The following is a 19,272-nucleotide window of genomic DNA, read 5'->3' as shown; positions in this document are numbered from 1 at the left end:
CAGATGATCATCTTCCCTTCTTATCTAAACAAGATATACGAATTATTCTTCCATTTTCCTTTAATGAAAGGCTCTGAAAAAGATAAATAAAAAAATAGTGATCCATATGGATCACTATTTTAGAATTTGATTGTTAATATGATGTTCCATATGTTCTAGATAATCTTTTATTAGCCACTCGAATGATTTTTGTTGATTATTTCCTATATCACAAAGATTAGATAATCTATCATTTGGTGTATTCGTTATTATATGTATGATTTGCTTATTTATAGCACAAAAAAGGTTAACTATCTCATCCATTGGCCGCTCTTGATAATTCTGGACTAATACCCATTGGTCTTGATTATATGATTGTATAACATATGGCTGTTCTTCGTACTGAATCTTGATAAACCTATTCATATTGTTCAATGCAGAATCGCATAGATGTCCTAAAATCTCTTTTTTGGACCATTTGTGTGACATTGGCCGATGATTTAATTCCTTTTCTGTCATCCGATTGAACTCTTCAGGTATAAAACCTATCCAATGATTGATTCCATCTATTACATTTTTCAAGTTGCACTCCCCCCTAAGTTTTACCTAAAGGATTTTTATTCGGCAACCAACTAGAAAATACCTTCTTCTTCAATCAATAGCAATCAACATCATTCAATAACAAACCAAAAGAAAAAACCGAAATCAAAAAATGGATTTCGGTTTTCATTTTTAACCAGTCATGATTGTACTTGCTTACTGCTCTTTTTTTCATTGATAGCTTTTTGATCGATTTTTGTATAGATGCGTTCCACTTCAATTTTGTCATGCAACAGAAGTTCGCGGTTTTCTTTTAGCAGTTCAGTATAAGATTTCCTTCTCCTAGACATTTTTTAATTCACCTCTCAAGTGATTGAATTCCTTTTGCAGGACAACTATCGGTAGCTCATATAGTTGTTTATTATATTTTTTAAAAATCCCGAATTTCAGAAGTTCTTGTATAAGTTCCTCTTTTCTTGCTTCTCCCTTTGCACTTAATTGGGTAATCATCAAGGACCCTCCTTAACAAAAATATAGACTTTTGGTATTTTGGGCTGCCTAGCATCCGATCCCACATGAAGAATCTCCACTTCTTCCTATTGCTTCCCCATAAAAGGGCATGCTCGGCAAAGTCTTCACATTTCCTTAATTGTTCGTAAGTACTGCTTTCATGGTGTATTTTCAATACTCGATCATATACATTACATCCAAATCGCTTCATTTTATCGGAAAGGATATCTATCGCGGCGCAGGGTTTCGAATGGGTCAGGTCGCCGGCACCAAAGAATGCGACTTTCACTCCAGTAAAGTCCACTTGGTCAATTTCTTCATAAAATTCGTTTGCTTCATACGGTAAATCTTCAAGATTCCATGTATATAAACCAATAAAGGCCAAATCAAAATCCTTTAAGGCATCAACTTCAACAGTATCCAATCTTTCCATATATACTTCACAGCCGACAGCCTTCATTCTATTCTTTATGTGTATAGCCATTTTCTCGGTATTACCGGATAAACTGACATAACCAATGAATACCTTCATCTATATCACCTTCCTAATTGAGAATTAATTTCATTACACATCTCACTATAAATGAAAATGATTCTCATTGTCAATTATTTACCTTCGCTAAATATATGCAGGATGAACAAATCAGGAACGGATAATCTTTGCCATCCCTGTATCTGTAATGCTGTTGGAACGTTTTCTTCGAAAAAAAGAGCACGTTTTACTCATTAAGAGTAAACGCGCTCTTGGTTAATCTATTATCCTAAACCTTAAATCTTAGAATTAATAAAATTTCACAATATCTTCGAAAGGTAGGAACGTTTTTTCTTCTTGTTGTTCATTCGGCTCACCAAATGGCATTTGAGCTATCAACGACCATTTCCCTGGAAGATCCCAAGTCTTCATCACTTCCTCATCAATTATTGGATTATAATGTTGTAAAGATGCCCCTATGCCTTCCACTGATAAAGTCATCCATATTGCGTACTGCAGCATAGCACTTCCTTGATGGGACCAATATGAAAACTGTTCTTTATAGGAGGGTGCTTTTTCTTGCATTTGTTCTATCGTTTCTTGATTTTCAAAGAATAGAATGGTGCCCACTCCATCACGAAATCCTTGTAATCGTTCTACAGTTACCGCAATGCTCTCTTCTGGAACGCGGGAACGAAGTGTTTCCTTTACAATATCCCAGAACTTTTCATGCTGGTCATCCATCACTACCACCACTCGTCCGCTTTGCATATTAAATGAAGTTGGTGCATGTAAAGCGGTTTTTAACACTTCATTCATTCTTTCTTTCGTAATATTTTCGTTCTTTTTCACCTTACGGATGGAACGACGATTGATGATTGCTTCTTTTAAATTTGTTGTAGTTGCTGACATTTCGATTCCTCCAAATTATGTTTCATTTACTTTTATTTAATAACTCAAAAGGCTTTTAGCAATTCCCCTTACCATCACATTGCAAGCCATCAAATTCATTCCGTTTATTTTTTGCTGCTACCTTCTCAATGACTTGCGCTAACCTTTCTTTGCTAGCTAGTCCTTGAATGACTTCATCACCAATAATAAATGTTGGGACAGCCCTGATATCTGCTTCTTCATAGGCATGTTTTAGTGCTTCTTGATGCGCTTCACGATACTTCCGTGTCATTAACGCTTCTCTAAAATCATCCTCTGAAAGTTCAACTTCACCCGCTAATTTCGTCAATACTTCAATATCTTCAATATTTTGTTCCTCTTGAAAAAACGCTGTAAATACTCTGTTATGGAACTCGTTCCCTTTACCGTGCTCCTTTGCAAAATGGCACCCTTCGAACGCCAAATGTGTATATGGATGCGGGGAGACACGGGGTAAACGCATATCAATCCCTAGTTTTTTCGCAGCAGGAAGAATGTAAGAATCCCATGAATTCAACTTATCGGGTTCCTTCCATGGATCAATTCTGGAATATGGACTCGGACGCAATTCAAATGGCATCCATTCCACTTCTACATCCTTTTCCTTCACGATTTCGTCCAAAGGACCTTTACCTAAAAAACAAAATGGACATATGAAATCAGAATACGCTTTAATTTTCACTGTCATAATATATTCCCTCACTTTTCATTATTAGCTCAACTTGTAACCAAAACAGTTACAACATAGGACAAAAAAATATTAATATAAGAACATTGCATTTAGTAACTATGCAGTGGATTGCTAGCGATTGTTTCACCACCTGCTGTAATCATTTTAGTTACAGGTCGAAGGAAAGTCAACCATTATTTTTTTTAAAAAAAAGTTTATAGAGAAAGTGTTGCTTTCTCTACAAACTTTTTTATGAAGCTTCCTTACATCTCGACTTGTTCGTTAACGGGTTCTCTCTTTTTCTTTCTCTGTTTTTTCGATTTTTTATAATACAGCAATTCGTATATACATGGAATGACGATAAGTGTGAGCAGTGTAGAAACAGCTAGCCCGCCAATGACAACGATCGCTAAACTTTGTGAAACCAAGCTTCCTGTTTCCGCTTTTTTATATAAAAGTGGCAGCATGGCACAAATCGTTGCTACAGCCGTCATTATGATCGGACGGAACCTTGTGGCTGTCGCTTCGACGATCGCATCACGGATGATCATTTTTTCTTCGTTTTGTTTGACTCGATCCAGAAGCACAATCGCGTTTGTCACAACAATTCCTATTAACATGAGAGCACCCAGCAGTGCTGTAATATCAACTGGAATTCGACTGATAACCAATCCTAAAACCGCTCCAATGGCAGCGAATGGCAAGGAAAATAGAATGGCAATCGGTGCTTTGATCGATTTAAAGGTTATAACCATGATTAAAAAGACAATGCCGATCGATATTAACATCGTAAGGAATAAATCGGAAAAATCATCTGTCTGCTGAGCACTGGCTCCGCCGACTAAAATCTCTACATCATCCGGAATATCAAGGCCTTTGTTCTCTTTATCTCCAAATATCTCAAGATTTATTTTGCTTGCAATATCGGAAAGCTTAGCCGGATCGACCGTTGCCGTTAATTGGAGATATGTTTCTCCATCTTTATGGAACTGCGTTGTTGCACTCTCTTCGCTCTTTAAAGAAGCAACCTTTGACACTGGAGCTAGACCGCCATCTGTCATAATGGGAATACTTTTTAAATCCTCTGGTTTTTTAGGATCTAAGATGGGTTCAAGGACGACAGGTGTCTGCTTATCCTGTAAAGTTATATGGCCGATAGGAGTTTTATTAAGCATGATACCTAACTGTTGACCTATTTGTTCTGTATTGCCTTTAGCTGGATCTACCTTGAATGAATAAATGGTTTTCTTTTCATCTTGGTTCGTTGAAACCTCTTCAATTCCTTTAATATCCTGAATTCTTTCTTTGACCTTATTGGCCGTCTTTTCCAAATCTTCAGCATTACTGCCGATCACATCTATCGTAATGTTCGTCTTTGATGCCCCCATCATAAATGAAGAGGCGGTGGTCGTAAGCTTCGCATCTGGATAGTTTCCTTGTTCCTTTTCCATTTTTTTCAGGATCGAGTCTACATTTGCTTTATCCTTTACCAGGATGCCGAAAATTGCTTCTGTAGGTGATGTGACTTCGCCGTATTGTGCTGTCTCGGCAGAGTTTCCTAATTGCATGAAAATATTATCCACTTCACTCATACCCTGAATCGTTTCTTCGAGTTCAATCGCTTTTTCTTTTACTTTCTCATAGGGCTCATCATTTGGATAAGTTAATGTCACGGAGACATAATCTGCTGAAGAATTATCAATCGCCCCTTTTGGTATGGCAAAATATGTACCAACGGAACCGACAAACAACAGCAAAGCAACAATCAAGACAACCCATTTATGGTTTAGTGACCAAGTAACCAGCTTGGTAAAACGCTTGGCCGGTCGATGTTTTGGCAGCTCTGTCCTTTTCAGCAATCCTGCACTCATTAACGGAACGACCGTTAATGCCACAATTAAAGAAGCCAGCAAAGAATAAGTGACGGTCAAAGCGAATGGAAGAAGAAACTCTTGGAGCCCTCCATTCAATAAAGCTACCGGCAAGAAAACGGCTACAGTCGTAAGGGTTGAAGCTGTTATCGCCACTCCCACCTCTTTCGTTGCATCCATCACCAATTCGACTGAAATCTTCTCCTGCTGCATTTTACGGAAAATATTTTCAATAACAACAATACTATCATCCACCAAGCGCCCGATCGCTACCGCGACACCGCCCAGCGTCAAAATATTCAGCGTCACTCCCGACAATGACAGCAAAAATAGCGTAAAGCCAAGAGATAACGGTATGGATACGATTGTAATGAATGTAGATCGTACATTCCGTAAAAAGACCATGATTACAATCGTAGCGAATAGCGCACCTAGCAGAACTTCTTTTACCATCGTCTGAACGGAAGTCTCCACCATATCAGCTGTAGATAAATAAATGGTCGATTTCTGGTCCCTATACTTTTCATTAATTCCTTTTGCTACTTTTTCAACCTCTTTACTGATTGTGACAGCATTTGATTGACTGTCCTTGATAATGCTTAAGTCAATGCTTTCCTTTCCGTTAAAACGACTGATGAGGTTACCATCCTTCGCTTCTTCAACTTTTGCTATTTCTCCAAGTGTGACATTTGGAGTGACCTTTAAAGCTTTTAATTTTTCAATACTTGTTAAATCCCCGATTACCTTGATGTTACTTGCCTTCCCATCAATCACATTTTCGCCTACTGCCAGAGCTGCATTCTGACCGTTAAGGACGCTCATGACATCTTGAATGGAGACTTTCTTTTTAGCCAATTCTTCATTATCCACTTTGACTGAAAGAACGGATTGGGAAACTCCAAATGTCTGTACATCCGAGACCCCTTTAATATCTTTATACAGAGGCTCTAATTCTTTCTTGGTAAAGTCTATATTTTCAGCTGTTAATCCATCCTTAAAAGTAACAGCTACAAATGAAATGGGAATCATCGATGTATTTAACTGTGTAACAGTAGGCTTTGCCATGCTTTGTGGCAATGCTACATTGCCTAAAGCCTCTTGAACATCAAGTTTCGCTTGTTTCATATCCGATCCTGCTTCAAAGAATAGATCTACTTTTGAAAATCCATCTCCCGTGGTGGAGTATATTGAATTCTTTCCTTTAACTCCCGTAACCGCCCTTTCAATCGGATCTGTAACTTGTGCTTCCATCGTTTTCGAATCGGTGCCCTGTCCCATTGTGATAATCGTAACTTGTGGATTATCAGCAGATGGTAAAAATTCCATCGGCAGTTTAAAATAACTGACAACTCCAATCAACAAAATAAATATGGTTACCAATGAAACGGCAGCCTTGTTCTTAAATGCCCACTTAGTAAAAAACTCCACGCACTAATCACCCCTGAATATAATTTAAAGAAAATAATTCCATTTTAAATCTTACCATATATTACTAATTGTGGATTGTTAATTTTTTATTGATTTTTATATTTTTTTATATCTAACGATGAAGAGACTTTTTCCACATAAAAAAGGCTGCACAGCAGCCTCCAGTTTGTAGACAAAAGGGGTTCTATCTAAATTTCAAGACAGAGTTGATTGGAACGTAATCCGAGACGCCTGCGGGAAAAGCGCGTCCAGGGGAGACCCCGCAGACGCAAAGGCGCCGAGGGCGGACCGCCCGCGGAAAGCGAGTGCCTGGAGTGGAAATCAACGTTCAAGTTGTAAAAATCCTTAAAACCCTGTAGACAAACTCGATTATTTATATCCTTTGAAAAAAAGCATAGCGATAGCCAAGACCATTATACCGATAAGCAATAACGGGCCGATGCCCGAGCTATACACGAAGTAAACCGTGATGTGGCGAAAAATGAGCACCACAAGAAATAGGAATAACAGGAAACACAAAATCATGATCAGAGCGGTATTTTTATTCCGGTACAAGTAACCAGCCCCATTTTAATAGCTTTAATTTCCACTAAGGAAAAAATCATGCGAATGCATGCCGCAAAAACAACATTCCGTTAGGAAACAATATGCAGCCCATGTTTTGTACTATTCTGGAAATCAAATAAAAAAGGGTTGCCGCAGCAACCCGATTCTTCGAAAATGATTAAGACGGTAAAAATGAAACTACAATTCCTGAAGTTCATTGACCGTTACAAACGTATAGCCTTCGTTCGTTAACTCTTGTAAGATCCCTTCAATCGCTTGAAGTTCTTTACCCGTATCATCATACATCGGATGCATCAGGATGATCGAACCTGGTTTTATATTTTCCTTCACATACTTCACTTTGTCAGAAGCGGTAGTGTAATAGCTATCTGGTTCCAGATTCCAGGTAATGGTGTCTCTATCATTTTTATTTAAATAATAAGGCAAACCAAAGATTTTTTTCCCGTTTGGCGGCCGGACATCAATTTTACCCTTATATCCGGTGTTCTGAATTAATTTATCCGTTTTCTCGATTTCCGCCTTGATATAAGAGGGCGACTTAAAAACCATCCGCCTGTGGGAATACGTATGATTGCCAATCTGATGTCCTGCTTCCGCTATTTTTCCCGCTTCCTCTGGATACTTTTCGATTTCGTTACCAATCAGGAAGAATGTAGCTTTTACATCGTATTTATCCAATAACGGAAGGAGCTCATTTACATTCTTCGATGGGCCATCATCAAAAGTCAAAGCGACCACTTTTTCATTCGTCTCGACTTTATCCGTTAATCCACCGAACACCTGATAGGTTCTCGAATTCATTAATTTATACGTACCAAGCAACAGCAGGAAAACAACCAGGATTCCCAATCCAATGAATATCAGTTTCTTTTTCATGCAAATACCTATCTTTCTATTAGCATTTTAATCCAGTGACCTATTATAGCAAATCACTGAACAAAAACACTTTTTACTCTTTTCCGAACGAACCGTCTACATTCACTTTACATGTATCAATTCAAAACGCTCACACACCAGCAGCATATCTTCTTTAAAGGTGTGGCTGATTTTGTCCAGTTCTTCTTTAAAAAATTTTTCATGTGCATCCCACCAGTATGTATAGGTTCCATCGCCTTCCCCTTCTGCAATCGCAAACTCTTCACTCCCTTCATTCATGGGCAATACTTCGACTTTCACTGTTTGTATGATGGCTAAGGGCAAATCCTCCCTGCTTAAAATAATGCTGTAATCACCCGCGGATGGTAATGGTTCATTTTCTTCTTCATAAAAAACATACCCAGAGCACGTAGCCGTTTTTATCCCATCCATCACTAATTGAGCCAAATGATCGGGATCGGCCCCGAATTGCCATGCACTGACTGCCTGGGGTTTTTCTTCTTTTTTCCCCTGCCAAAATTCATTCCAATATAATTCCGCTTTGACATTCATTCTATGATTCTCCCATTCTGTTCTGACATAAAGCAAAGCAAATTTGAATGATTATTATTTTTAAATTTCCGCCCATCTGTCATTCGCTATTTTCAGTTCTGTATTCATGTTCCCATTCACTTAAATACATACGATTCGTGATTTTTTTTGGATTCTCCAGTTTACTAATCAACTCCAAACTGTTTCCGTCTGGATCATTAAAGTGAATTTTAGCGTGGGCGTATTCCCCGTGAGGCATCACGAAAGGTTCAACTGGTTCAAATCCAAATGCCACTCTTGGCGCATAGCCCCTATCTTCAAGCCAAACGACTGAGCTCTTTAAATCTTCCAATGATACTTGAAAAGCGATATGCCGTAGGGAGGGATGATACTCAACCTCCACTTTTTCCGTTTCCCAAAGCCCTAACCAACTTTTATCCTTTTCAATCCATAGAAAAGCCAGGTTGTCTTCAACCTTATGATCCAATTCCAAACCAAGCCCCTCATAAAATTCAATGGAACGATTCAAATTACTAACCGGTAAATGTGCTTCATATAAACCTCTTATCATTGAATAATCCCCTTTTAGTCAGATCTATCTCCCAAGATGCTTCATAACCACATCCTGATTCAATCCCTTTATCTTATTGATCTACGGGGCAATTCTATTTCCCCAGTTAACAACAAAGTGATGACGATAACCCAAAATATAAAGAATGACGAGGAAAAAACCAAAGAAATGATAGAAATCACTTTTTTCTCCGTTTTCTTCAAAATTCCTATGACAGATAGGACGATGCCGGCAATCGTAAGGAAAAATGTTATATAATCACCAGTCACGCTCCCGATATTTTCCATTCTAATAGGTGTAATAAAAACAGTAAAAAAGCAAATGATTCCAATGATGAATGAAATAAAACTAATTACACCGTACCTCTTCTGAATACATGCTTCGTTTTCCATCGAGCTCACCCCTTCAGCAGTTTTTAAATCCTATGGATATCTATTAATATCTCACAAATAATTTTAACATATAATACCAGACGAATTGTTGTGCACTAAAAAAGGGGACAAAAGACTGTGATTAGAGCTTCATTTTCATGCCTTCATGAGTGGCTCTGAATCCTAAACGTTCATAAAAACGCAGCGTTTCTTCCCGCTTTTTATCGGTCGTCAGCTGAATGATATGGCAGCCCCGCTTCCTTGCACGGTCAATCGCATATTGAATCAACTTGCTTCCAATACCTTTCCCTCGTTCTGTGGATGCCGTCCGAACCCCTTCGATCGTAGCTCTCCAACCGCCTTGATGGGTAATATAAGGAGTGAACGTGATTTGCTGCACCCCAACGATTTCCTCACCAAGACATGCTACGATCAATTCATTATTCTCATCTGCATCAATGGATTCAAATGCTTTTAGATAGCTTTCAGGAAGGGGATTTTCATATCGTTCCCTTTCCCTCCCCAATACATCGTCCGCAAGCATCTTCACTATTTTACCTAAGTCTTTTGCTGTCGCATTCCTGAATGTGACCATGCTATCCCTCCTGATATGTACTTAGTATCAACCTTTTTCGTCATGATGAAAACCAATCGTTCATTAATAACTTCTGCTAATGGTTCGGCGGTCCTCTTTTCTGGAGGAAAAATAATGACAGCTGGAAAAATTGGACCAACAAAAAAAGGACCCCTATTAAAAGGAAGTCCGTCCAGTAAATCATCATTAGGTAATTGGTGCAGGATTGAACAGTGCCAGATCATTATGCAGGCCCCAATGCTCTGCCCAGGTTTTCTTTTTACCGCTGGCCACTTCTAAAATAGAGTGAAATATTTCCCACCCAACTTCCTCTATGGTTGCTTCTCCAGTAGCGATGGTTCCAGCATTTATATCAATCAGATCTTTCCATTGCTCGGTCAATGTATTTCGTGTAGATACTTTGATGACGGAAGCCATTGCGAGATTATAAGGGGTGCCTCTTCCAGTTGTAAAAACTTGAAGGTGCATACCGGAAGCGAGCTGTAACGTTCCGCAAACAAAGTCACTAGCTGGTGTAGCTGCAAAAATCAGCCCTTTTTCCATAGTTTTTTCGCCTGGAGCCAGTACGCCTGAAATGGGGCTGCTTCCGGATTTGGCAATGGAACCCAATGATTTTTCCACTACATTGGCCAACCCGCCTTTTTTGTTTCCTGGAGACGGATTGGCACTTCGATCAGCATCACCTAAAGCGAGGTAGTTATCATACCAGTCCATTTCCTTTATTAAAGCTCTCCCTACTTCTTCATTCACTGCACGAGGCGTCAATAGATGAATCGCATCCCGTACTTCCGTGACTTCAGAAAATAGAACGGTTGCCCCTGCCCTAACTAACAGATCTGTAGCATATCCTACTGCAGGGTTAGCTGTTACACCAGAGAATGCATCACTTCCTCCACACTGCGTACCGATGACTAATTCGGAAACCGGAAACGTTTCCCGCTGCCTGCGGTTCAACTTGATCAAACGTTCCTCAGCCATTTCCATAATCGATTGGACCATTCCCGCAAATCCCTGCTGATCCTGAAGTGAAATGATATCTGAATCGTCCCCGCTCGGATTTATACTCATTGGAGACAGTTTTTCACACCCCAATCCAACTACCAAGGCTTCCCCGCCGAAATTCGGGTGCTTCGCAAGGTTCTGTATCGTGCGAATGGGAATGACCGCTTCCGGTGCATTGATTGCAACTCCGCACCCATAGTTGTGATTTATAGCGACAACATCATCAACATTGGGATACTTCGGGAGAAGCTCTTTTTTTATCCGGTTCACGACGAAATCCAGCACGCCTACTACACATTGAACGCTTGTTGTGATGCCTAATATATTCTTGGTTCCAACACTGCCATCTTCATTGCGGAATCCTTGAAATGTATATCCTTCAAGTGGGGGCAAAGTTTTGGGTATATCGTTTGCTACCGGTAATTCCTTTAAATCGGGAGATGCCGGCAGCATCACCAATGATTCGTCAATCCAACAGCCCTTACTGATTGATTCAGCCGCGTAACCGATAACTTCCCCATAGCGTATGATGGCTTCATTCTCGATTATATCCATTAAAGCCACTTTGTGACCTTGTGGTACTCTTTCTTTCAATTCAAGCCCACAAGGGAAAACGGTTCCTTGATCCAATCCCCCCGCATTAACCACGATGGCGACATTGTCCATCCTATTTACCTTAATATAAAGCGGTACCTCCGTCAGTTGCGTTTTCGTATCCACTTTACCACTCCTTCATTCTAATAAAGCAAACAGACTCCACTAAAGATACACGGGCCGGTTATTTTCAGCTAAAATAACTACTTTTTCCCTTATTTTACAAACACCGTTTTAATGGATGTAAAAAACTCTTTTGCTGCTTCTCCTTGTTCCCTGGAGTGGGAGCTGGAGTTTTTCATACCGCCAAATGGCGCCTGTAATTCAACACCTGCGCTCTCAGCGTTAACCCTAATCAATCCCGCTTCCATATCGTTAACAAATGAAAGCAAATGTTGGATATTGGCTGTAAAAATCGAAGCACTAAGGCCGTATTCCACGCTGTTCGCAAGTTGCAGGGCTTCTTCAACTGAATCAGCTTTCAATAAAGCGATCACCGGACCAAAAATTTCTTCCTGTACAATTGTCATATCTGACGTACAGTTATCAAAAATCGTAGGCTCTACATAAAAGCCATTTGCCTGATGGCCTTCTACAGCACGCTTCCCGCCAATTAGAAGTGCAGCGCCTTCTTCCACTCCTTTTTCGATATAGGAAAGAACCGTCTTCAATTGATTTTCGCTAGCACATGGTCCCATCCATGTCCCGCTGTCCAATCCGTCCCCGATGGAAATGCCTTTCGTTTCTTTCACCAGCAACTGCTTGAACTCTTCATAAACTTCAGCTGCAACGATGACACGGCTTGTCGCGGTACATTTTTGCCCCGTTGAACGGAACGCACCTGTAATGACGGCTTCTACAGCCAGATTAAGATCCGCATCCGCTGCAACGATTACCGGGTTTTTCCCGCCCATTTCAAGCTGGTATTTCGCTCCGCGTGCTAACGCCGCTTGTCCAATCCTTTTTCCAACGCCGTTTGAGCCGGTAAAGGTAATGCCGTTTACATCTGCATGATCGGCGATGCCCTGCCCTATGACACTGCCCGGCCCTGTGACCATATTGATTACACCCGCAGGTAAACCGGCTTCTTCAAAACACTCCATGATCTTCGCACAGGTGATGGCCGTCTCGGTGGCTGGCTTGACCACAATCGTATTCCCATATACGAGAGCAGGAGCCATCTTCCAGATTGGGATCGCGATTGGGAAATTCCAAGGTGTTATGACGCCCACTACACCAAGCGGGACGCGCGTCGTAAACATAAGCGCTGAACTGTCGGTGGATGGAATGACATCCCCCACTTTACGCATTCCTTCTCCTGCATAGTATTTCAGGATCGCAATACCGCGTGCCGTTTCCCCTTTTGTTTCAGCAAATGTCTTTCCCATCTCCCTTGTTGCACATTCTGCGATTTCATCAATCCGCTTTTCAAGAATTTGCGCTACTTTATATAGATACTCCCCGCGCTCTGAACCAGCTAGTTTGCGCCATTTTTCTTTTGCCTTTTTCGCAGCCTCCACTGCCCGGTTCAAGTCTTCCTTGGTAGATTTCTGTACATATCCGACAATTGCCTGTTTATCTGCCGGGTTTAAACTTTTTTCAACTTCATTTGAAATGGAAGCAACCCATTCACCGTTAATATAGTTAAGATACGTTTTTGTTTGAACTGTAGTTATCATATATAATCCCACCCTTTTTAGATTGATTGAATTGGAGTTTCTTTTGGAAAACGATCTAAGGCATTTTCTAATATCGTTTGCATTTCTGCATAATGTTCTTTTTCAACCGGAAGAATTGGTAATCTGACTGTTTGCCCAACCGGCATTCCCATAATCTCCATACCTGCTTTAATGAGAGAGACGGCATATCCTTTTCGCTGACGGCGAATGTTGTTGATTGGCATGATTACCTGTTGGTAAATGTCATTGACCGTTTCTTGATCTCCACTCAAAATGCCATTATAGAATTTTCGTGAGATGTGCGGGATGTAATTGGATATCGCTGATGAATATGAGTCAAAACCAAGTGGAACGTAGGCCGACATGGTAACTTCCGCAAGCGGCATTCCGTTAAGCCAGCCGAAACGTTTTCCGAAGGTTTGTGTTAAGAGTCCATTCAACTCCATATTGCCTAGACCGTCTTTGACGCCGACCACCTGAGGGACCTCAGCAAGCGCTTCCAAAGTTGAAAGTGAAAATGACACATTATCACGCTGATATACTATGGAATTTAAATCCGTACTCTCAGCGATGGCTTTGAAATAAGCCGCCAGACCTGCCTGTTCTCCAGTAACGAGATATGGAGGTAATATTAAATAACCATCTGCCCCTCTATCCGCTGATATTCTGGCAAATTCCAGGGAAGTTTGAATATTCCCACCTACCCCTGTGTATACAGGGACTTTTCCAGCCGTGACGGATACGGCTACCTCTACCATCGCTTCATATTCCTCTTTACTTAACGATGGATATTCTGCTGCTGCACATGCCACGAAAATAGCTTCTAGTCCCTCATCTATTAAAAATTGGATATTTTGGGCGAGTGCTTGTTCATCAAGCTTATTACTCGCTGTGAATGGTGCCACGGGAAATCCGAGAATCCCTTTAGGTGCCTTGCGAATCTTATTCATTTTCTATTCCCCCTTGTGTATTATTGTTTTATTGTAAGACAAATAAACCTTTTGGTCAATTGTATTTTTTTTATTTTCTGAAAAATGGAGCATCGCCTCGAACCTCAATAATTTCGCTTCTAATATATACAAAAAAACAAGATAATTAAGGAGTTAAAATGAAAAATGATTTATAAAAAAAGCCATTGACAAACAATTTTATTTGTCTTACCATTGGACAAAACTAAATATTAAGAATTTTTGCAAAGGGGGAGCAGCCAACATTGTAAGCGGTATCAAATAAAAATATAATTAAATACGTTTAAGGAAGTGAGTATATGAACGCTGAAGAAAAAGTTTTTCAAGCAGCTTCTAAACTGCCAAGTGCCCAGAAAAAAACACGCACACGATGGTTCATTGTCTTTATGCTCTTTTTGGTCACCGCCCTGAATTATGCGGATCGTGCGACGTTATCAATCGCGGGTACGGACATGTCTGGTCAGCTTGGTCTCGATTCAGTCATGATGGGCTATGTTTTCTCCGCTTTCGCTTGGTCTTACGTAGCTGGACAAATTCCAGGTGGATGGCTTTTAGACCGTTTTGGCTCAAAAAGAGTTTACTTTTGGAGTATCATGCTATGGTCTACCTTTACTCTTTTACAAGGATTCCTCGGATTTTTCGGTTCTGCCGGAACAGCTGTCATGGTCTTGTTCGGACTGCGTTTTTTAGTTGGATTGGCAGAAGCCCCTTCCTTCCCGGCCAACAGCCGCATCGTTGCTACCTGGTTCCCAAGCCATGAACGCGGAACCGCGGCTGCAACGTTCAATTCCGCCCAGTATTTTGCAACCGTTCTCTTTGCACCGATCATGGGTTACATTACGTATAAATTTGGTTGGGAATACGTCTTCTTCTTTATGGGCGCTTTAGGAATCATCGTTGCTTTCATTTGGCTGAAAACGATTTATAGTCCAAAGGAACATCCGCGTATCAACAAAGCTGAGCTTGAATATATCGAAGCAGGCGGCGCTTTGATCAATATGGATCAAACCAGTACGAATAAGGAGGAAAAGAAAGGCGTCAACTGGAATCATATTAAGCAGCTTTTATCAAACCGTATGCTGCTGGGTGTTTATCTCGGACAATATTGCATTACAACGTTAACGTACTTTTTCCTGACATGGTTTCCTGTATACCTTGTGCAAGAAAGAGGCATGACCATTCTTGAAGTTGGATTCGTCGCTTCCCTTCCGGCCATTTGTGGATTTTTTGGCGGCATTCTCGGAGGGACATTCTCGGATTTCTTGTTACGGAAGGGATTCTCATTGACTGTTGCCCGAAAAGTGCCAATTGTTGTTGGGATGATTCTATCGATGAGCTTGGTAGCTGCAAACTATGTAGATACGGAATGGGTTGTTATTTTCGTTATGGCCCTTGCGTTTTTCGGTAAAGGATTTGGGGCACTCGGCTGGGCGGTAGTGGCCGATACCTCACCAAAAGAAATGTCCGGTGTCAGTGGCGGGCTTTTCAACACATTCGGTAACATTGCCGGCATTACAACACCGATTATCATCGGATATATCATTGCCACGACAGGGTCGTTTAATGGGGCACTAGTCTTCGTATGTGCTAATGCTCTTGTTGCGATTTTAAGTTATTTATTCTTAGTAGGTGAAATTAAACGTGTAGAGTTAAAATCATAGTCAACTAAATATTCTGGTAGGGGGAAAAATTATGAACAATCAATTGCTTAAGGATAATGTGAAAATCGGCACACCGGTCATTTCGGAAATGAGCGTTATTCCAGTTGCGGGCCATGACGGCATGCTTCTGAACTTGAGCGGTGCACATGCTCCTTATTTCACCCGGAACATTGTCATTCTAAAAGACAATGCGGGTAATACTGGTGTAGGTGAAGTTCCTGGAGGCGAAAAAATTCGCCAGACACTCGAAGATGCCAAACAATTGGTTGTCGGCCAGTCCATTGGGACATACAACAACATTCTAAATGCCATCCGTAAGCAGTTTGCGGATCGGGATGCAGGAGGGCGCGGCCTTCAAACGTTCGATCTCCGTATTGCCATACATGCCGTAACAGCATTGGAAGCGGCACTTCTAGATTTAGTTGGCCAACATTTAGGTGTTCCTGTCGCAGCCCTTCTCGGCGAAGGACAGCAGCGTGATAAGGTGGAAATGCTGGGCTACTTATTTTATGTAGGTGACCGCAATAAAACAGATCTTGGTTATTTAAGCGAACCGGAAGCGGAAGACGATTGGATTCGCCTCCGTCATGAGGAAGCGCTGACACCCGAATCGATTGTCCGCTTGGCAGAAGCCGCCCACTCCCGCTATGGATTCAATGATTTTAAATTGAAAGGCGGGGTTTTGCGCGGGGAAGAAGAAATCGAAGCGGTGACCGCACTTGCGGAACGATTCCCTGAAGCCAGGATCACCCTTGACCCAAATGGCGGCTGGCTGCTTGAGGATGCGATTAAGCTTTGCCGGGATCAGCATCATGTTTTGGCTTATGCGGAAGATCCATGCGGAGCGGAAAATGGTTTTTCCGCCCGGGAGATTATGACGGAATTCAGGCGCGCAACAGGCCTTCCCACCGCTACGAATATGATTGCAACGGACTGGAGGCAAATGGGGCACTCCATTCAACTTCAATCCGTGGACATCCCTCTTGCCGATCCGCATTTTTGGACGATGCAAGGCTCCGTCCGCGTCGCTCAAATGTGCAACGAATGGGGATTGACTTGGGGATCACACTCCAATAATCACTTTGACATTTCACTTGCCATGTTTACACACGTTGCAGCAGCCGCACCAGGAAAAATCACTGCGATCGATACCCACTGGATTTGGCAGGATGGGCAGCGTTTGACAAAAGAACCTTTTAAGATTGTCGGCGGAATGGTTGATGTCCCTTCCAAACCCGGACTTGGAATTGAATTGGATATGGAACAAATCGAAAAGGCACATCAGCTTTATAAACGAAAAGGGCTTGGTGCCCGTGATGATTCAATGGCTATGCAATACCTGATTTCTGGATGGGAATTTAATCCAAAATCCCCTTGCCTTGTCAGATGATTTTTTTCCAACGATGCGTGCGTCTCTCTCTTTAGAGCGGCGCATTTTACTTTTTTTGGACATCGACCTTCGCATCCTAACATGCAAATAAGTGTATTATATTATATAATTAGTCTTACAGTAGGAATACATATAGGATTTAACAGAAAAGGGGTTACACAATGGAAGAATCGTCAAAGAAATTAGGCGTACAATCGGTACATCGCAACACTCTTTCACAACAAGTCGTGGATCAAATTGTGCATCTGCTCGTCAGTGGACAAATGAAAGCGGGCGACAAACTGCCTCCTGAAATGGAACTTATGAAAGAACTTGAAGTAAGCCGACCTGTTTTACGGGAGGCTCTCAGTGCACTTGATACACTAGGTGTCATTACACGGAAAACGCGTGAAGGAACCTTTTTTAACGATAAAGTCGGTACACACCCATTCTCTGTCATGCTGGCGCTGGCTACGGATAATTTACCAGCGATCATCGAGGCGCGAATGGCATTGGAGTTGGGATTAGTAACGATGGCTGCCGAGAAGATCACGGACGAACAACTGGAGAAACTGCAAGTTACGATTGACACGATTGCCAATAGTGAAGATAACGATTATGGAGAGGCCGATAAGGAATTCCACAAGATCATTGCTTTAAGTGCAAACAATCCCATTATTGAAGGCATGATCGATTCCTTATTGATTACCCATAATAAAATAAATAGCCTGATTCAATTCAGAGAACGGGAACTGACTGTAAAGTATCATAAAGCCATCTATGCGGCACTTGCTGCACATGATCCGCATGAAGCATTTAGCCAAATGTACAAGCACCTTGATTACGTCCGTCAAAAAGTCCTTCAATATTCTCACGCAAATTAATATATCGTTTTAGAAACTAATGGATCACTCAATGATTCTATTTCATAGGGAAAGTGGATTTTTTCAGGGAACCTATTTTGCTTCCAAGATTTCAGAGTTCAACTTATCTTTTAAATCCAATTGATAGCATAATTCTTTTTGAGAAAAACTGGATAGTAGTTGAACTATCCAGACCCCACTTATCCATTTCGATTGAATGACAATGTCAGGGCTCCCTTATGAAGTCAAAACCTTCCTCTTGCAAATTGTCTGGCTAACCAAAATCCCCATCCATTGAACCTGCCAATGCTTCACACAAAAAAAATGCATCCCTGTTTACTAGCAGGAATGCATGTATCAGTCATAAAGTTTTTGACCATCCTCTTTTTATTCTACGGCTTAATATGCACTCCAACCAGCATCTGCCGTGATGACCGTACCATTAACAAAACTGGAATCGTCTGAGGCAAGGAACAATGCGACTTTAGCGATTTCCTCAGGTTTGCCATTGCGTGGATTGATAGCCATACCCAATTGTTGGCGGGAGATGCCAAACTCATTGATATTGGTCATGCTGGAACCAATATTGGTTTCAACACCGCCTGGTGCTATTGCATTACAGCGGATCCCTTTATTGGCATACATGAAGCCCGTGTTTTTTGTGAACCCAACCACTGCGTGTTTAGAGGCGGTGTATGCTGCGCCTGCTCGAGCACCGTACAAACCGCCAGCAGAAGCAATATTGATGATGATCCCTTTTTGTTTTTCTAAAAAGATTGGCAAAACCTTTCTGGTCGAACGCATGACGCTTGTCGTGTTAATGGCAAAAATCCGATCCCATCTAGAATCTTCTATGTCTCCAGCAGGTTCCATGCCGTCCATGATACCCGCGTTATTAACCAAAATATCCACCGTACCATACGTACTGACAGTGGTATCGATCAAATGTTGAATATCTTCCTCCACCGCTACGTTCGTTTTAATGGCAAAGGCCATTCCGCCATTCGCTTTTATTTCTTCTACCGTCTCGTTCGCACCATCAAGATTTAAATCCGATACGACGACTTTAGCTCCTTCTCTAGCATAATCTATAGCAATTTGTTTCCCCATGCCTGATGCTGCGCCTGTCACTACTGCAACTTTGTCTTGTAATTTCATTTGAACTCCCCCGTTCATTCTGTGAAGTGATACTTATTGTACAGATGTTCATTAACTAACTTCCTTT

Annotated in this window: 19 protein-coding genes; 3 read left to right on the top strand and 16 right to left on the bottom strand. The window is 41.3% G+C overall.

Annotated elements, in window-relative coordinates:
* Positions 1 to 114: 114 nt before the first annotated feature.
* The 15 genes from Q8G36_RS08375 to kdgD form a co-directional block, all read right to left on the bottom strand.
* The gene (locus Q8G36_RS08375; RefSeq protein ID WP_305159605.1) at positions 115 to 561 is read right to left on the bottom strand and encodes a DinB family protein; all 447 of its coding nucleotides are present in this window, start codon (positions 559 to 561) and stop codon (positions 115 to 117) included.
* Positions 562 to 719: 158 nt separating this feature from the next.
* Positions 720 to 869 carry an FbpB family small basic protein gene (locus Q8G36_RS08370; protein WP_305159604.1) on the bottom strand — a complete coding sequence of 50 codons (150 nt, stop codon included), beginning with the start codon at positions 867 to 869 and terminating at the stop codon, positions 720 to 722.
* Complete coding sequence (locus Q8G36_RS08365; protein WP_305159603.1) at positions 862 to 1,029, bottom strand: Fur-regulated basic protein FbpA; 168 nt, start codon at positions 1,027 to 1,029, stop codon at positions 862 to 864. The genes Q8G36_RS08370 and Q8G36_RS08365 overlap by 8 nt, the downstream gene beginning before the upstream one ends.
* The gene (locus Q8G36_RS08360) at positions 950 to 1,561 is read right to left on the bottom strand and encodes a flavodoxin domain-containing protein (RefSeq protein ID WP_305159602.1); all 612 of its coding nucleotides are present in this window, start codon (positions 1,559 to 1,561) and stop codon (positions 950 to 952) included. The genes Q8G36_RS08365 and Q8G36_RS08360 overlap by 80 nt, the downstream gene beginning before the upstream one ends.
* Before the next feature lie 249 nt (positions 1,562 to 1,810).
* Positions 1,811 to 2,413 carry a nitroreductase family protein gene (locus Q8G36_RS08355; protein WP_305159601.1) on the bottom strand — a complete coding sequence of 201 codons (603 nt, stop codon included), beginning with the start codon at positions 2,411 to 2,413 and terminating at the stop codon, positions 1,811 to 1,813.
* A gap of 55 nt (positions 2,414 to 2,468) precedes the next feature.
* Positions 2,469 to 3,119: a DsbA family oxidoreductase gene (locus Q8G36_RS08350; protein WP_305159600.1), complete on the bottom strand. Its 651-nt coding sequence runs from the start codon at positions 3,117 to 3,119 to the stop codon at positions 2,469 to 2,471.
* A gap of 245 nt (positions 3,120 to 3,364) precedes the next feature.
* Positions 3,365 to 6,400 carry an efflux RND transporter permease subunit gene (locus Q8G36_RS08345; protein WP_305159599.1) on the bottom strand — a complete coding sequence of 1,012 codons (3,036 nt, stop codon included), beginning with the start codon at positions 6,398 to 6,400 and terminating at the stop codon, positions 3,365 to 3,367.
* A 744-nt stretch (positions 6,401 to 7,144) separates the two neighbouring features.
* Positions 7,145 to 7,843 (bottom strand): polysaccharide deacetylase family protein, encoded by a 699-nt coding sequence (locus Q8G36_RS08340; protein WP_305159598.1) that lies wholly within the window; start codon positions 7,841 to 7,843, stop codon positions 7,145 to 7,147.
* A 102-nt stretch (positions 7,844 to 7,945) separates the two neighbouring features.
* Entirely contained in the window at positions 7,946 to 8,395 is a 450-nt protein-coding gene (locus tag Q8G36_RS08335) for an ASCH domain-containing protein (protein ID WP_305159597.1), read from the bottom strand.
* A 79-nt stretch (positions 8,396 to 8,474) separates the two neighbouring features.
* Complete coding sequence (locus Q8G36_RS08330; RefSeq protein ID WP_305159596.1) at positions 8,475 to 8,945, bottom strand: VOC family protein; 471 nt, start codon at positions 8,943 to 8,945, stop codon at positions 8,475 to 8,477.
* 68 nt (positions 8,946 to 9,013) lie between these two features.
* Complete coding sequence (locus Q8G36_RS08325) at positions 9,014 to 9,337, bottom strand: hypothetical protein (RefSeq protein WP_305159595.1); 324 nt, start codon at positions 9,335 to 9,337, stop codon at positions 9,014 to 9,016.
* A gap of 121 nt (positions 9,338 to 9,458) precedes the next feature.
* Entirely contained in the window at positions 9,459 to 9,911 is a 453-nt protein-coding gene (locus Q8G36_RS08320; protein ID WP_305159593.1) for a GNAT family N-acetyltransferase, read from the bottom strand.
* 186 nt (positions 9,912 to 10,097) lie between these two features.
* On the bottom strand, positions 10,098 to 11,633 hold the full coding sequence (gene garD, locus Q8G36_RS08315; RefSeq protein ID WP_305159592.1) for a galactarate dehydratase: 1,536 nt from the start codon (positions 11,631 to 11,633) through the stop codon (positions 10,098 to 10,100).
* 89 nt (positions 11,634 to 11,722) lie between these two features.
* Positions 11,723 to 13,186, bottom strand: coding sequence for an alpha-ketoglutaric semialdehyde dehydrogenase GucD (gene gucD / locus Q8G36_RS08310; protein WP_305159591.1), 1,464 nt, complete (start codon positions 13,184 to 13,186; stop codon positions 11,723 to 11,725).
* Positions 13,187 to 13,203: 17 nt separating this feature from the next.
* Positions 13,204 to 14,136: a 5-dehydro-4-deoxyglucarate dehydratase gene (gene kdgD, locus Q8G36_RS08305; protein ID WP_305159590.1), complete on the bottom strand. Its 933-nt coding sequence runs from the start codon at positions 14,134 to 14,136 to the stop codon at positions 13,204 to 13,206.
* 317 nt (positions 14,137 to 14,453) lie between these two features.
* Between kdgD and Q8G36_RS08300 the strand changes: the two genes are divergently transcribed.
* The 3 genes from Q8G36_RS08300 (at position 14,454) to Q8G36_RS08290 (ending at position 18,068) form a co-directional block, all read left to right on the top strand.
* Positions 14,454 to 15,815 carry an MFS transporter gene (locus Q8G36_RS08300; RefSeq protein ID WP_305159589.1) on the top strand — a complete coding sequence of 454 codons (1,362 nt, stop codon included), beginning with the start codon at positions 14,454 to 14,456 and terminating at the stop codon, positions 15,813 to 15,815.
* 31 nt (positions 15,816 to 15,846) lie between these two features.
* On the top strand, positions 15,847 to 17,205 hold the full coding sequence (gene gudD, locus Q8G36_RS08295; protein WP_305159588.1) for a glucarate dehydratase: 1,359 nt from the start codon (positions 15,847 to 15,849) through the stop codon (positions 17,203 to 17,205).
* Between the two features lie 161 nt (positions 17,206 to 17,366).
* The gene (locus Q8G36_RS08290; protein WP_305159587.1) at positions 17,367 to 18,068 is read left to right on the top strand and encodes a FadR/GntR family transcriptional regulator; all 702 of its coding nucleotides are present in this window, start codon (positions 17,367 to 17,369) and stop codon (positions 18,066 to 18,068) included.
* Positions 18,069 to 18,446: 378 nt separating this feature from the next.
* On the opposite strand, the gene Q8G36_RS08285 is transcribed toward Q8G36_RS08290, so the two are convergent.
* On the bottom strand, positions 18,447 to 19,205 hold the full coding sequence (locus tag Q8G36_RS08285) for an SDR family oxidoreductase (protein ID WP_305159586.1): 759 nt from the start codon (positions 19,203 to 19,205) through the stop codon (positions 18,447 to 18,449).
* Positions 19,206 to 19,272: the final 67 nt, after the last annotated feature.

Origin of the sequence: Peribacillus frigoritolerans, from assembly GCF_030676415.1 — a bacterium.
Taxonomy (GTDB): Bacteria; Bacillota; Bacilli; order Bacillales; family DSM-1321; genus Peribacillus; species Peribacillus frigoritolerans_A.
The sequence above is the reverse complement of the archived record's forward strand: the minus strand, read 5'-3'. Positions and strand labels throughout refer to the sequence as shown.

Coding starts and splice junctions, on each gene's coding strand:
- Q8G36_RS08340 (WP_305159598.1), bottom strand. CDS start 7,843: ATGAAAAAGAAACTGATATTCATTGGATTGGGAATCCTGGTTGTTTTC.
- gucD (WP_305159591.1), bottom strand. CDS start 13,186: ATGATAACTACAGTTCAAACAAAAACGTATCTTAACTATATTAACGGT.
- Q8G36_RS08290 (WP_305159587.1), top strand. CDS start 17,367: ATGGAAGAATCGTCAAAGAAATTAGGCGTACAATCGGTACATCGCAAC.
- Q8G36_RS08350 (WP_305159600.1), bottom strand. CDS start 3,119: ATGACAGTGAAAATTAAAGCGTATTCTGATTTCATATGTCCATTTTGT.
- Q8G36_RS08355 (WP_305159601.1), bottom strand. CDS start 2,413: ATGTCAGCAACTACAACAAATTTAAAAGAAGCAATCATCAATCGTCGT.
- Q8G36_RS08325 (WP_305159595.1), bottom strand. CDS start 9,337: ATGGAAAACGAAGCATGTATTCAGAAGAGGTACGGTGTAATTAGTTTT.
- Q8G36_RS08285 (WP_305159586.1), bottom strand. CDS start 19,205: ATGAAATTACAAGACAAAGTTGCAGTAGTGACAGGCGCAGCATCAGGC.
- Q8G36_RS08320 (WP_305159593.1), bottom strand. CDS start 9,911: ATGGTCACATTCAGGAATGCGACAGCAAAAGACTTAGGTAAAATAGTG.
- Q8G36_RS08300 (WP_305159589.1), top strand. CDS start 14,454: ATGAACGCTGAAGAAAAAGTTTTTCAAGCAGCTTCTAAACTGCCAAGT.
- gudD (WP_305159588.1), top strand. CDS start 15,847: ATGAACAATCAATTGCTTAAGGATAATGTGAAAATCGGCACACCGGTC.
- kdgD (WP_305159590.1), bottom strand. CDS start 14,136: ATGAATAAGATTCGCAAGGCACCTAAAGGGATTCTCGGATTTCCCGTG.
- Q8G36_RS08360 (WP_305159602.1), bottom strand. CDS start 1,561: ATGAAGGTATTCATTGGTTATGTCAGTTTATCCGGTAATACCGAGAAA.
- Q8G36_RS08330 (WP_305159596.1), bottom strand. CDS start 8,945: ATGATAAGAGGTTTATATGAAGCACATTTACCGGTTAGTAATTTGAAT.
- Q8G36_RS08365 (WP_305159603.1), bottom strand. CDS start 1,029: ATGATTACCCAATTAAGTGCAAAGGGAGAAGCAAGAAAAGAGGAACTT.
- Q8G36_RS08370 (WP_305159604.1), bottom strand. CDS start 869: ATGTCTAGGAGAAGGAAATCTTATACTGAACTGCTAAAAGAAAACCGC.
- Q8G36_RS08335 (WP_305159597.1), bottom strand. CDS start 8,395: ATGAATGTCAAAGCGGAATTATATTGGAATGAATTTTGGCAGGGGAAA.